This is a genomic window from Psychromonas aquimarina ATCC BAA-1526 (genome assembly GCF_000428725.1).
In the GTDB taxonomy this organism is placed as follows: domain Bacteria; phylum Pseudomonadota; class Gammaproteobacteria; order Enterobacterales; family Psychromonadaceae; genus Psychromonas; species Psychromonas aquimarina.
The window spans coordinates 57,280-72,683 of record NZ_AUAM01000023.1; the positions used below are offsets into that span (position 1 = coordinate 57,280).

The following is a 15,404-nucleotide window of genomic DNA, read 5'->3' on the forward strand; positions in this document are numbered from 1 at the left end:
CAATTTAGATTATCTGTACTATACGGCAAAATTATAAAAACCATGCTGTTTTCTTTAGGGACAAAGAAATGTTAAAAAATAAATTTGGAATTGTTATTGCTGTACTTACACTGCTGAGCGCATGTTCAGACAGCGGTGATGATAAAGTGATCGCAAAAGTAGGTGATGTAGAGATCACTAAAATAGAGTTTGAGCATTATTTAAAACTTAAAAATATTCCATTAGATAATAAAAAGCATGTTGAAAATGCGCTTTCCGCTTATCTGAATAGAACTGCAATAGTACAAAACCTTGAACAGCAGGCAGTGTACGACAAAGCTTCGCTCGAAGCTGAAGTGAATGAGTTTAAAAAGCAGACCCTGCTTACTCGTCATTTTGAAAAAGTATTAAAAGATAAAGTTAATGAACAGGCCGTTCGTAATTTTTATAATACTCATCAGGAGCAGTTTCAAAGTAAAAAAGCGAATGTAGCGCATATTCTTATTCGTACCAATGCAAAAATGAGTGATGCTGAGAAACAGGCACGCTTAAATAAAGCCCACGAAGCATACAGCCGCTTAACCGCAAATGAAAAATTTGCAGATATTGCTGAAATCTATTCTGAAGATAAACGCAGTGCAAAAAATGCCGGCGAATTAGGCTGGATTAAAGAAGGTGCTATCTCTCCTGCTTTTAGTGCAAAAGCATTTTCGCTTGCTCAGAATGAAATCTCCCCGCCTTTTGCCACTTCGTTTGGTATTCATATTGTCAAAGTTCTGCAACCGTCGCAGATCATTACCAGTCCCTTTGAAAGTGTCAAAGGTGATATTCGCTATCAGCTAAGACAGCAGGTAAAACAGGCTGAAAATGAGCGTCTGTTAGCAGCCGTTGAAATCGAACGAATGGATAAAGCTGATGAATAAAGTTTATCTGCTGCTGTTCTCTTTTATGCTGTCTGCCTGTGATACAGCTGATTCTGTTAAAAAAACAGACAACCAGCCGCTTGAATCCGCTCAGGATAATACACAGGTTTTAGCCTTGGTAAACGATGAGCCGATCACTGAATTTCAGCTGGAGCATGCTGTTAATCGTACTCTAGGTGATTCAGCTGCATTATATGCGGATCAAAAGCTTTATCAGAAAATGCTGCAGAGCTTAATTGTCAGCCGCTCAATGGCATTGTTAGCTGAAGAACAGTTAGATTCGCAGGAAACCGCGCTGCTCGATGAAAAAGTCCGCAGCTATAGAGAAGAGTTATTAGTTAAACAGTATCTGCAGGCGAACACTACGGTTGAGCCCGTTACCACTGAGCAGGTTAAAAATTATTACGATAATAATCCTGACGAGTTTGGTGCGGATCTGCTTAAGGAGTTTGAGCTGATTGTGTCGCTTGGTAAGCTGCAGGCTCAAGATAAGGTTAAGATGCTTAAGAGATTTGAGTCGGCAAAGGATCAGCCTGACTGGAAAAAGTGGGCTGCAGAGCTTTCAGAACAATCGTATTCAGTTACTTATAAAAAAGCTGAAGCGAAGCTTTTATTATTAAGCCAGCCGATTAAAAAACTGGTTGCTGATACATCTGTCGGCAAGGTATCGGAAGTTCATTTCGGCGATCAGTTAATCATCGTCAGAGTTATTAACCAAACTCAGCTTCCGGCTAAACCTTTATCTGAAGTCAGCGTCGAAATTCGCAAAAAACTAGCACCGGTTAATATGAAAAAAGCGGTAAAAGAAGCCAGTAAATCAGCAAAAGAACAAGTTAAAGTTACAGTTAACTAGCTTTTAATTAAGCAAAGGGATTTGGAATAAATGGACATGAAGTCAAGGCGTTATATGCGTCTCTGCTTAGGATTTCTGCTGTGCGCAGTAAGTGCTTCTGCTAGTGCTGATGCATCTCTGAACCCTGTAGCCGAAGATAATATCTGTATTCAGGCACACGAGACCGGCCTTCAGGCACATCATCAGTTTGGCCGGGTCAAATTCGGCTTTAATGCTCAGTTAAGCGGTTTTGAATCTGGAGTTTTAAATGCAACTTCGGTTAAAAATCCGCGCTGGGCAAATAATTTAAGCTGCGGATCCGTAAGCTGCAGAGCTGCTAACTCTCCTGCGATTGAGCTGCCTGCTGTTTCATTTTTAAAAACAAATTCAAAATATGAAATTTCACTTGGCTGGCGGGAAGAAGCCGAGATAGGAGCAACTCAGGAGCGGGAGTTTTCCAAGGTAACTTTACATAGCGGTGCGAAAGGATATTTTACTTCTGCGAGTGAATATAGAATAAAAACACTGACTCTTGGTTATAACAGCTCCCTCACATTACCCTCTGGTGATTACTGGATTGAAAATCTGAAGCTTAATGGTAATGCCAATATTGTGGTTTCTGGCACCGGCACTGTTCGTCTTTATGTGCGGAAAAAAGTGGATATTCCCTGGGGAGTACAGTTAAACGTAACAGAAGACGGTGAGGCTGGATCTCCGGAACAGTTTTTTCTCTACACTACTAAGCGTTTAGTTCTTAATTCCGGAGCAACAGTAAACGGCCATATTTACAGCAAAAGAAAAGCTGAACTTGCCTGGGGCTCTAAAATATCAGGAAGCCTTAATGCCGGAACAATTACTCTTGACAGCGGCGCGGATGTACATTTCGATAAAAGTTCATTATACCGCTTAGATTTCGGTAGTTACTTTTGTGATATGGATGCTGACGGCATTTATGACGGCTTTGATTCAGATAATGATAATGACGGTTTCACTAATGCTGTTGAAATCCAGCTCGGTACTGATCCTAAAGATGCGGCTTCAAAACCTGCCGATATGGACGGCGATTTTATTCCCGATTCACTGGATGCTGATAAAGACGGTGACGGCATCGATAACGATCTTGATGCCTTCCCGGCAGATAAAACAGAATCAAGCGACTTAGATAAAGACGGCATCGGCGATAACAGCGATCCGGATATTGACGGCGACGGGGTTGAGAATGAGCAGGATGCCTTTCCGGAAGATAAAACTGAGTCGAGCGACTTAGATAAAGACGGTACTGGTGATAATGCCGATCCGGATATTGACGGCGACGGGGTTGATAATGAGCTTGATGCCTTCCCGGAAGATAAAAACGAGTCAGCTGATTTAGATAAAGACGGCACCGGTGATAACTCTGATCCTGATATTGACGGCGACGGTTTTAGTAATGATATAGAAGCGCAGCTGGGCACCGATCCTAAAGATGTGTCCTCTAAACCCGCCGATATGGACGGCGACTTTATTCCTGATTCACTGGATGACGACAAAGACGGCGACGGCGTTAATAACGATCTTGATGCTTTCCCGGATGATAAAACCGAGTCGGCTGATTTAGACAAAGACGGCACCGGTGATAACAGCGATACCGATATTGACGGCGATGGTTTCAATAATGACATTGAAGTACAGCTGAATACCGATCCGAAAGATGCTGCATCAACACCAGCCGATATGGACGGCGACTTTATTCCCGATTCACTGGATGCTGATAAAGACGGCGACGGAGTTAATAACGAGCAGGATGCCTTCCCTAAAGATAAAACCGAATCAGCTGATTTAGATAAAGACGGCACCGGTGATAACAGCGATACCGATATTGACGGCGACGGTTTTGCTAATACGGTTGAAACTCAGCTCGGCACAAATCCGAAAGATGCTGCATCAATACCAGCCGATATGGACGGCGACTTTATCCCCGATTCACTGGATACCGATAAAGACGGCGACGGGGTGAATAACGATCTTGATACTTTCCCGGAAGATAAAACTGAATCAAGCGATTTAGATAAAGACGGTACTGGTGATAACAGCGATACGGATATTGACGGCGACGGTTTTGTCAATGAAATCGAAGCTCAGCTGAATACCGATCCGAAAGATGCTGCGTCTAAACCGGCCGATATGGACGGCGACTTTATTCCTGATTCACTGGATGCAGATAAAGACGGCGACGGGGTGAACAACGAGCAGGATACTTTCCCGGATGATAAAAGCGAGTCGAGCGACTTAGATAAAGACGGCACCGGTGATAACGCCGATACGGATATTGACGGTGACGGTTTCAGCAATGATATAGAAACCCAGCTGAATACCGATCCGAAAGATGTCTCCTCTAAACCCGCCGATATGGACGGCGACTTTATCCCTAATTCACTGGATGCTGACAAAGACGGTGACGGGGTGAACAATGAACAGGATGCCTTCCCAACAGATAAAACCGAATCAAGTGATTTAGATAAAGATGGTACGGGTGATAACTCCGATACCGATATTGACGGTGACGGTTTCAGTAATGACATTGAAATACAGCTGAACACTGATCCTAAAGATGCAGCTTCTAAACCTGCTGATATGGACGGTGACTTTATCCCTGACTCATTGGACGGCGATAAAGACGGCGACGGCATTGATAACGATGCCGATGCTTTCCCGGAAGATAAAACAGAATCAAGCGATTTAGATAAAGACGGCACCGGTGATAACTCTGATCTTGATATTGACGGTGACGGTTTTGCTAATGATATAGAAACACAGCTGAATACCGATCCGAATGATGCCTTATCTAAACCCGCTGATATGGACGGCGATTTTATCCCCGATTCACTGGATGCTGATAAAGACGGCGACGGCATTAATAATGAGTTGGATGCTTTCCCGGCAGATAAAACCGAGTGGAGCGATTTAGATAAAGACGGCACCGGTGATAATGCCGATACCGATATTGACGGTGACGGTTTCAACAATGACATAGAAACTCAGCTGAATACTAATCCTAAAGATGCGGGTTCAAAACCTGCTGATATGGACGGCGATTTTATTCCTGATTCACTGGATGCTGATAAAGACGGCGACGGGGTAAATAATGATGAAGATGCTTTCCCAGAAGATAAAAGCGAATCAAGCGATTTAGATAAAGACGGTACTGGTGATAACAGCGACACGGATATTGACGGTGACGGTTTCAGTAATGACATTGAAGCGCAGCTGAATACCAATCCGAAAGATGCGTCGTCAAAACCGACCGATATGGACGGCGACTTTATCCCTGACTCACTGGATGCTGACAAAGACGGTGACGGCATTGATAACGATATTGATGCCTTCCCTGAAGATAAAACAGAATCAGCCGATTTAGACAAAGACGGCACCGGTGATAACTCTGATACGGATATTGACGGTGATGGTTTTGCAAATACGGTTGAAACTCAGCTTGGCACAAATCCTAAAGATACTGCGTCTAAACCTACCGATATGGACGGCGACTTTATTCCTGATTCATTGGATGCCGACAAAGACGGTGACGGGGTGAATAATGAAACCGATGCCTTCCCGGAAGATAAAACAGAATCAAGTGATTTAGACAAAGACGGCATCGGTGATAACTCTGATACGGATATTGACGGTGATGGTTTTGCTAATACTATTGAAAACCAGCTTGGAACGGATCCGAAAGACGCGTCCTCTAAACCGGCCGATATGGACGGTGACTTTATTCCCGATTCACTGGATGCCGATAAAGACGGCGACGGGGTGAACAACGATGCCGATGCTTTCCCGGCAGATAAAACTGAGTCGAGCGACTTAGATAAAGACGGTACTGGTGATAATGCCGATCCGGATATTGACGGTGACGGTTTTGATAACCAGAGTGAACTGGACGCAGGAACGGATCCTAAAGATAAAAACAGCATACCTGTTATTAATCCGCCGCAGTTGACCTTAGACGGGGCGAATACCCTGGTGGTAAAAACACCTGAAATGCAGTTCAGTGGAACGGTTTCTGATGAAAGAGGAGCGGTTAATGTTTCTGTTATTTCGGAACATTTTCCGGCGACACCGCTTGCCACTGAAATTAAAAACGGCAGATGGTCGCTGACGGTACCGTTTGTTGAAGGTATTAATAATATTCGTGTGATAGCGACAAACAGCGGCGGTTTGACAGCTGAAGTTAGCCTCAAAGTTACTTACCAGATCAGTACCGGTTTAGCCTCCCTGGATATTTTAAGTCCGGCACCTAGCAGTGTGGTTAATAAAGAGTCAATAATCATTCGAGGTCGTTTAATCAGTGAACAGCCTGCACAAACCATGCTGGTCAGTGTTGACGGTACAGCGCTGAGACTTAACAAAACAGCCAGTTCCACTGTCTTTTCTTTTGAGTCGCAGCCGGTAACGCTGCAGCAGGGGCTGAATAAAATTGCCGTTACTGCTCAAGTCGACGATCAGTCTCTACTGCGGAATGTTTACATCACTTATTACCCGGAGCAGGTTGAGGTTGATGCGCCGCAGATAAGTATCATCTCACCCGTCAGCGGCCGCTTAATCGCTTCACAAAGTTTTACCTTAGCTGCGGATATTTATGCACAGGCAGGTATTAAAAATATCACCATTAACGGTAGCGAAGCAGGCAGTGTTACTCAAGGTGTTTTTGATTACCGTGTGCAGGAGTTAATGACTATTGCGCAGGGAGACAGCAGTCTGCAGCTTGAAATCAGCGTGACAGATCTGCTGGAGCAGATCACAACTCAAACGCTTAATATAAACATGGACAGCAGTTCTCCAGTGATTGTTTTAGATAACAGCCTGCTTGAGTATCCGCTGGTTAATAATGTTAATGAAGCTTTATACACCCTGTCCGGCATAGTTGCAGATGAAAACCTGGCTAGTTTTACCATTGCAGATCAGGTTGTCAGTCTGGCGCCCGCCGGAGACAACAGCTACCGCTTTAATCAGGTTATCAAACTGCAGTCAGATAAACCGGTTGAACTGGCACTGCGGGCAATAGACCGCGCAGGTAATACCCGGGCACAAACTTATTCTCTGCAGCTGGATACCGAGCTGGAGCTGGCATTTGTATTACCGGCAGACAACACATCCGTGATCAGTCACGGTACCCCGGTTACAGTACAGACGGTTTTACGAGTCAACCATCTGCCGGATAATACTCAGGTGGCCGTTGTTGTTAATGACAGCACCGGTAAAGAAGTATTTAAAACCTCAATAAGCGCGGATCAATCCCTGCTCAGCAGCGATCTGCTGCTTCCGCCGTTAAAAGGTAAATATCAGATAACAGCCAGCGTATCAGATTCTGGTGGTAAGATTTTAGTGGCCGCCAAGCGTCCTCTTGAAGTGCAGGAAGCGCAGGCCATTGAGCTTGAATTAATCAATATCAGCCCGGCAGAGGGCAGTGAAAATGCCGCCTCGAATGGTTTTATCAGCTTACAGTTTAATAAACCGGTTGATTTGAATAAGCTGCAGGTTGAAGTAAACGAAACAGCTCATGGTCAAACCTATGTTGATTTAGATCCTTTAGGCAGTGATGTACTGTCCGGCAAAGGGTATCAGCTGGTCAGTGTTAACCGCTCCTTTGAGCCGGTGAGCGGGGCGCTGTCTGCGATACCTGGAGATCAGGTTTTCACTTTCTATCCGGATCAGGAGTGGGCTTATAATGCGCAGATTTTTGTCTCGGTTATTTATGACGGTGAAGAGCTCAGCCGCTACCAGTTTAAAACCGCCGCCTTGCCGACCTTTGTGACCGGCTCTCTGTCGGATCAGCTTTCTCAGCCGGCAGCCGATGTGCAGGTAACCATCCCTGAATTAGGTTTACTGGCGACCACCAGCAGTGACGGCGCTTTTACCTTCAACGATAAATATAAAGCCATGCCGTCCGGTCTGTATGACATAGTTTTTAACGCGGAGATGCGCAATCCGGCCTTTGGTGAAAAACGCAGCCAGATTTCTATTACCCAGGGGCGTAACCTCTCTCTTGGTGTAATGAAACTGTCACTGCTTAACAGCGAAGCACCGTTTACTTATATCAGCGGTGGGCAGTCATTAAGTCTGCTGCAGGGCGCGCTGCAGCTGGATTTAAGTGAAGCAGGGCTGCTTTTCCCTAACGGGGACAACCGCGGTAATGCGCATTTTCAGTTTGATAAATTACATGAGTTAACCGTGCCAGTTGAGCCTATTGTACTGCCGCACTGGATGTATTCCGGCCAGCCGGCGGGTATTGAAATTACCGGTAAGCACAGCCTGCAGATGCGCATACCGCAGCTGAACGGCGGCTATGCACATGTCCCTGAAAGCGGCAGTTATGTTTTATTACTCGGGCTGGATACGCAGTCCGGCAGAATTGCGCCGAAAGGTGTAGGTATTATTGACGGCCGTTCGGTGCGCAGTGTCGGTACACCGGAATTTGAAGTACTGGACTACTTCGGCTACGGCTTATTACCTGCAGCCGCTCAGCCGGTTATTGAAAAATATATAGATGAAAATTGGACTATCAGGCGTCTGCTAGCCGAATTCAGCGGCATGGGAGCAAACGGATGAATCAGGGAAGAAGAGAACAATTAATGGATTTAACCTCAGCCGACTATGTTTGCCCGCTAAACAATAAAAGAAATCTGATCTATTACTGCGTAGTGCTTTTTCTGCTGCTGTTTATTAGCCAAAGCGCGAGTGCATTCGGTCTGTTGGATATGCCCGGTCCGGTTAAACTGCAGCCGCGTTTTAAACACGGCGCCGTTTATACCCGTGCCATTGTCCCCGGCGAAAACGGTGCCCCTGTTTATGTTGAATATGATACGCAGGGCAATGTGGTTGCTGAGATTGGTGAAGCGCTTGGGGATCTGGCTGATTTACAGGTGATGGCTGCGGATACTTACAATGCTTATGTGCTCGATTATCAGAAGCTACAGAACGATTATAGCGATGTTCGCCTGCTGACAAGATTAGAGTATGAGAAACAGAAATTTGTCACCGTTACGGATCAGGCAGTAAACAAAAAAGGGCTTAATGACAATACTCAATATGTAGCGGTGCTGCCTGATATACAGATTGTTAATGAATCTGGAGAGCTGCTGGTTTTACGTGAATTTCCAGTTAACCCGACGGTTGCTTTAAACCCGAACAGTTTCTCACTTCTTTTGACTGCACAGGGCGATATATTTAGGCAAAGTAGTAATAATATCGCCTTTAGAGTGGGATTTTTTGGTGATAAAGCCTTAACCGATAACAGCGATGCCGGCGTATTAGGGCGTGAGCATGGCGATCAAATTTACGGGCCGTTAAAACACACCTTTGTTTCGCTTAATCCTGTATTTACCGGCGGTGCCGCAGTAACCGATGAGCAGGGCAAATATCAGCTTAACTACCTGCTGCCGCCTTGCCCCGGCTTTTCAATCTGGTATCAGACCGATGTACAGCTACAGCTACCCTATGCGCGTTTTAATCCGAGAGGCTCGAACATTGCCAACTACTATTTAACCCGCCCGGATTCGGACTTTTGTGCGCAGTACAGCGCGCTTGATATTAATGCACTGGCAGTTGAAGCAACGATTTCGCAGCCGGCAAAAAGTCCAGCAGATTTTCCCGTGGATATGATGGTGGTTTACGGACAGGCCGTAATGAAAAATTACGGCGATGCTGAAATCCCGCTGGCGGCCAATACAAAATATAACCACAACAGCAAAAGCTTATACCGTATGGCGCGCCAGAGCGCCGATTTTGATGGTGATGGTGAAGCCGACTATGCCGTATTAGGTAATAAGGTAGAGACAACTTCCAGCGAAGGGGAAGTAACTGAACAGTTTGTCCCGTCTGCAACGGGTAGTGTGCAGGGCATCTGGTTAAGCTCAAGTATAGACAGCAGTATAAAAACGCTGATTGAAAGTGCTGTTAGCGCGCAAAATGCCCTATGGAAGGCTCAGGAAGAAGACGGCAACAATGTGCCTGCGGATCTTATAACAGACATTAACACACTCGAGCCGATTCCAGGCAAACCGGATTTTACCCGTCTAGCGGACTGGAGTGATGATTTTAAAGACCGTGCGCTGCTGAGTCAGATCAGTGATGCCGACCTCGGTGAAACCGATATCTATATCTTCCGTGAATCAACGGGTATGTTAATTGCGGAGCAGAAAGGGGTATCCAGCAGCTACCGCGGCCATGACGGCGGAGTAGACAGCAGCACGGGTGAATTCAAATATTCGATGAAACTGCGCGGCGCCAGCGCAGGATTTTTTGATGCGCTGACCACGGGTAACAAATTTAATGACTGGCAGGCAGAAGGGGCAATGAATCCGGCCCTGCATCAGCGTAAAGCGGATCACCTTAAACCGGGTGAAAAGATTAAAATCATTGCGCTTAATCGTAAAACAGGCTACATCGGCACCCAGGTAACCGCATTAAACACAAGTGAAAGCGGTATTACCGTTTATGCGGATCAGATTGTGATGTATCCGCCTAACCTGAAAATCTGGGCGGAGCGTGCTGCCGGTGAAGGTTATGCACTGGATGAAAACAGCGGTAGAAAACAGGTCATTGGCAACGAAGGCGCCGCCGCTGATGCTGATGATCATATTGTTATTTACAGCGAGTGGTTAGATAACGACGGCTTTGCCCTGCCAAAAGATCTCAGCGGTTATGGTTATACCGGGCGTATTGCTATAGTCAGCGGACAGAATCAATTAAGTGACGCGGGCAATCTGAATCAGTTAAGTGATGCGGGTAATCAGAAAGTCAGCCATTTTGAAATTCCGCCGGGGCGTAAAACTCAGGTTATTAAACTGCCGGAAGCCGGGTTATCAACCGAGCATATCTATATTCAGGTCAACGGGGAGCCGAGTAACCGTAATCCGGTTTTTGAACCGGGTAGTGCGACGGACCATAAAGGTATTTTACAATACCGTCCTGAATATTTTGTGCCCTTTAAAGTGCCGGTATGGGATGAAGACAGCAGCAATCTGCAGGTTAAGGCTTATCAGCAGGCCAAAGAAAGTGACAACAGTCTGAGTAAACCTAAACCGTTTTATCAGTGGTTATACCGCTCGGAAATGCAGTTCAGCTTGTATGATCTGAATATGCAGGAAATTCGGGTTACCGATGCACAAAACAATGTCGAAGATATCCTCAGTGTTGATAATCCGGTGATCAGCTCCAGTGATCAGCTCATTGATTTTATCTACGATATCGCCACCGACGGCAGCACTGCAGGTGATGATAAAGATCCCCTGCAGGCCTGGAGTTACAACGGCGATAAAGAGCTGGTTTTTGATATCGGCGGTCAGGAAGTCGCAGTCACCATTGACGGTCAAACACAGGCGTTAAGTATCGATGATATGAGCCTGTTAAGCGACTTCACAGCAGAAGATCTGCTCTCGGTCAGCTTATACAGCAATAATGATGCGGGAAATATATTGTGGGAGTGGGGATTTTGGTATCTATCTCTCGGGCTAGAAAGCAGTGAGGATTACATTGGTAAAGATATTGTTTATGTTAAAGCGGATAAACCAGAAATTGAGTTGGCCGCAACTCTTATTGGATACGCAGGATTAAACGATAAGAGCATTTCCAGTGCTCCTACTAAAATCAAATGGAGCATTGAGCGGGGGAGTGCCTCATTATTTCCTGCTATATCTGATATCACTGAAGGTGGTAGCTCTGTTACCAAAGTTACGTTAACGCCGTCAACGAGCAATATTGTACGCGTCAAAGCGACACTTCTAGAAGAGCCTGATACAGAAGTTATCTCATTTGATATTGGAGTGATTGCTGGGAAGCCTGGCTCTATTGACCTGCAACAAAATAGTCAAGTCGCTTATCTTAGGGGGAAAGGTGAGGTTGAAATAACTGCTACTGTTTATGATGCGCATGGCAATTTAGTTGAAGATGGAACCCCGCTCAATATCAAAGAAAAAGGTTTTATTAATTTAGAAAAAATGAAAGCTTTTACTAATAATGGGCAGCTTACAGCTACCATTACTGGTGGCAGTACAGTTGGGGAATTTGAAGTTAAAGTGAGCTCCGGGTTTGTTGAAACAATAACATCTGTAAGTGTTCATCCATTAAATGTTGAGATTCAAGGTATTCCCGATATTTTGTATACAGGGCAAACATACGAATTGACTGCTCTAGTATCAGGGGACTACCAAGGAGATTTAGATGGCCTCTTTATTGACTTGGGGGTAAGTGGTGGCTCAATCATTAAGCATGGAAAAACGACTAATAATGCAGGAGAGCTTAATTTTACTTATCGGGCACCTGGCACGTCAGGTTTGTTTAATCTTGGTGCAAAAATAGATATAAATAATCCAGTCATTTTTCCAATAAATGTTGTTGACGGAGTGCCTGTGTTATTTCAGGGAGCTCAACCAGCTTTAATATCAGGAACTCAAGGGGAAACATCTTCCCAAGTGATCAATTATAAGGCGAACACCGCTTCTTTGGGGTATCCTACAAAAAACAGCTTAGAATTAACTGGGGAGCCGGGAACTAGTTGGTCATTAGCTTTTGATGATTTTCATATAATCAACAAAGAACCTGTGTTTTACTCTAATTTTAGAAGTTTACAATTAGATCAAAAACGTAAATACCAATCTCATTTTAATCGAATTGTTAGATCTGCTTCGCCTTTTGAAGATATACAAGCGTTACAATTTCTAACGTCAGAAGATGACTTCAAAAGTCAGTGGTTTTTGTCAAACTCTCCAGATTTTAAAATTGATGAACCTTCATATAACTTCTGGTTAAATACGGATAGTGATGGTGAATTAGCTAATATTTCAGCAGGAGCATTGAGATTAACTAAAACGGGTTCAAAATTAACTGTCAAAATCAAAGCTGATGATGGAGAAGTATATGAAGTGAGTAACTCCTCTTTCGCAGAGGGATGGCAAGCCGTTTCTGTTGGGGTTAAAGCTAATAAACTCTATCTGGCTATTGATGACAATGTTAAATCACTTGCTTTAGGTGGTGCTGAAATTATCTATGGAGAGCTTGATGATGGTGATCCTTGGCTGACTTTTGGGGAGAATTTTGCCATGAAAGTGGCTGGTTTGCGCATATATGACTGGGCATCTCATTCACTATTTGAATTATCAAAAAGCAGTGGTAAATTCGATGCAATGGGCAGGGTGGCAGTTGAGCTCAGTCTTACGGATTTTATGGTTGACAATGATATTACTCTGCCGTCTGTAACCGTTCGGTTAAAAGATAATCGCAACCATAGTGTTAATGTTAATGTGCTTAACTCCACAGTAATTAATAAGTTGTCAAAGGCTTATATGTCATTATCCAATTCTGATAATTTTTCTGTGCAGGAGGTGCTTACAGCTGCCCCTTTAGCTCCGTTATTTCCACAACCTAAAAAAGCTGCATCACATATCGCCAGTCGATTTGCCTTGCAACAAAGCTCGGCCTCAGCGGGTGCAAATGTGGCCGTTGCGTTATCTTGGTTGAGTCATGATAGCCAATACAGTGCGCTTAATCAGCGAGGTGATCAATTAAAACGCTACTTTGATAATGAAAAATATCCACATTTGGCTGGTTTTGTAAATGAGTTTACTCAAGAAGCTATTATCAAATCATCTAACGGTGATAACCGTTGGGTAAGATTTATGGTCACAGGCTTAACGGTTTGGGCTGAACTTTTAGAGCATGATGAAAACCTAGCAGATAAAATTGCACTTTCAATTCAAAATAGTACTGATTTTTGGTCGTGGATCCGTATGCTTTCTCTTCCTGCTGATGGCTGGGTAACTGATATCGCGCCTATTCCAAGACCAAATATCACCTGCGATAAGATTACGCATAATGTTAATGCAGGTACGTTTTTGCCTTACTCTGCGACACCTTGCCGAGCAACAGGCGTTCAGATGGCGGCGACCTTAAATGTGTTGTTAGAAGTTGTACCTGAAATTAATGATGAAACAGAGCTGTTTACAACTTATATCACTACCCTGTTATCAAGTATAAAATATCTGCCGATAGAGTTTAAGCGTATTTTCCCAATTACGCCTCAACAAACGGCGATGCTTGATAAACCACAGTTAATACCTGAAGCACACGCGATTGCGCCAGCGATTGTTTATGGTGCCCGTTTGCTCTTTATCAGCATGAAGCAGGCTCTGCGTAAAGGAATCGCGGGAGCACCAGCTAATTTTGTTGCTCTCTTGCAGGGGGGGACGACATCGCGCTTTGATGCTGCGGAAATATTAACAGCCATTGCATATCTGGGCACTAGGTTAGACGACACTGATTTTTGTACTGATTGTAAGAAATTAAATGAGCAGGTGAGTGAGACAGTTAGCGAAGATATCGCCAGTTGGTTTGCCGGCCTAGCGCTGGCCAATAAAGGCAAAATGGCTGAAGGGGGACTGCTACGTAAGCATTGTACTATCTCTAACCATGCTCATGGTAAAGCCTTTGAGGTAGTAGGGGTTGCAGCTTATCACGCTTTATTTGAATTTGGTGGTGAAGTAGGCTTGAAAAAACCAGAACAATATAAGATTTTGTTAGCCGATCCCCGAGAAGGTAAAAATCGAATTTTTGTTGAGTTAAAGCATAATGTTAATGGCAAGATAAAAACCTATGAGAATGGTCGTTCTTTGCGTAAACCTGATTTGGTTTTAGAAGGAGCGGGCGAATATAACCGCACTTGGATAGAGCTTAAATCTTGGCGCTATAGTAATACGACCAACAAGGGGAAAGCCTTTTTAAACAGTAAGAACACATTAAACCAGAGCATTTTTCCATTATGGGATGGCAAAAAACGTTATGCTAAAGAGAAAACAGTGCTTAAAGAGGCGGTCCCCTTACCCTATACCACTCTAGCGCATCGCCAGCATTTTCTAGATTACACCGCGTCGCAAAACGCTCTTATGGATTATTGGGAGAATGATGAGCATGAAGATACTTTTGGGAAATTTAAGCCTAAGCAGCATAAAACCTGGATCCAGGTTTGGCGGCCGGGTGTGCGCTCTTGGCGTCCTTTGAAGAAAAAAAATGGAAAATACACCATTGATAAAAATGATAAGAATATGCATCATATTAATGTGGCAACGCCTTGGTTGGATGAGAGCGACTATCTAAAAGGGGTGGTTAAAACTACAACACCTCAGTTTCGAGCACTGCAGAAGTATTTAGCCTCGTTACCAACAAAAATCAGCAATAGTGCCTATAAGCAGAGTATTGGTGAGAGTAAGAGCGCGCATGACAGTAAATATAGGGATAAGCAAATTTCCTCTAATTTTGCTGAGTTACAACGCAGTAACATAGTGCCCTTTAATTTATCTACTTTTTTTGCGTTGCATTTAGGCGATGGCGCTGGCGCTAAAATTGAAGAATTGTTGTATAACGAGTTTGGCGGTCAGTATGCTGAAATTCAAAAAGCGATTAAAGAGGGCTCATTAACTGAGGAGCAACTTGAAAAGTTGCGGGAGAAGCTGTTTGATGAAGTGATGGCCATTCTTGGTCCGTTAGAGTATTTACTATTCGATATTCCATTAATTTCTGATATAGAAGATTTTTTTGGAGACTGGATTATGGGGGACGAACTTGACAGTTTACGACAAGCCGCTGCCGAGTTAGAGCTCGACCCCGATTATTTTGAAAATGCATGTGAGGATCCTTAA

General features: G+C 44.2%; 4 protein-coding genes. All 4 read left to right on the top strand.

Features of this window, described 5'->3' with window-relative positions; translation table 11 throughout:
• Window positions 1–68: 68 nt before the first annotated feature.
• Genes G337_RS0110215 through G337_RS0110230 form a run of 4 tightly spaced genes read left to right on the top strand, consistent with a single transcriptional unit; the run spans window position 69 to window position 15,404 of the window.
• Complete coding sequence (locus G337_RS0110215) at window positions 69–902, top strand: peptidylprolyl isomerase (RefSeq protein ID WP_037027315.1); 834 nt, start codon at window positions 69–71, stop codon at window positions 900–902.
• A complete protein-coding gene (locus tag G337_RS0110220; RefSeq protein WP_028863801.1) occupies window positions 895–1,755 on the top strand; it encodes a peptidyl-prolyl cis-trans isomerase in 861 nt (286 codons plus the stop codon). The genes G337_RS0110215 and G337_RS0110220 overlap by 8 nt, the downstream gene beginning before the upstream one ends.
• Before the next feature lie 30 nt (window positions 1,756–1,785).
• Window positions 1,786–8,322: a thrombospondin type 3 repeat-containing protein gene (locus G337_RS27680; protein WP_157619270.1), complete on the top strand. Its 6,537-nt coding sequence runs from the start codon at window positions 1,786–1,788 to the stop codon at window positions 8,320–8,322.
• Between the two features lie 23 nt (window positions 8,323–8,345).
• On the top strand, window positions 8,346–15,404 hold the full coding sequence (locus tag G337_RS0110230; protein ID WP_157619272.1) for an Ig-like domain-containing protein: 7,059 nt from the start codon (window positions 8,346–8,348) through the stop codon (window positions 15,402–15,404).

What these genes read in the sequence shown, in the direction of transcription:
- G337_RS0110215 (WP_037027315.1), top strand. Translation starts at nt 69, where the DNA reads ATGTTAAAAAATAAATTTGGAATTGTTATTGCTGTACTTACACTGCTG.
- G337_RS0110220 (WP_028863801.1), top strand. Translation starts at nt 895, where the DNA reads ATGAATAAAGTTTATCTGCTGCTGTTCTCTTTTATGCTGTCTGCCTGT.
- G337_RS27680 (WP_157619270.1), top strand. Translation starts at nt 1,786, where the DNA reads ATGGACATGAAGTCAAGGCGTTATATGCGTCTCTGCTTAGGATTTCTG.
- G337_RS0110230 (WP_157619272.1), top strand. Translation starts at nt 8,346, where the DNA reads ATGGATTTAACCTCAGCCGACTATGTTTGCCCGCTAAACAATAAAAGA.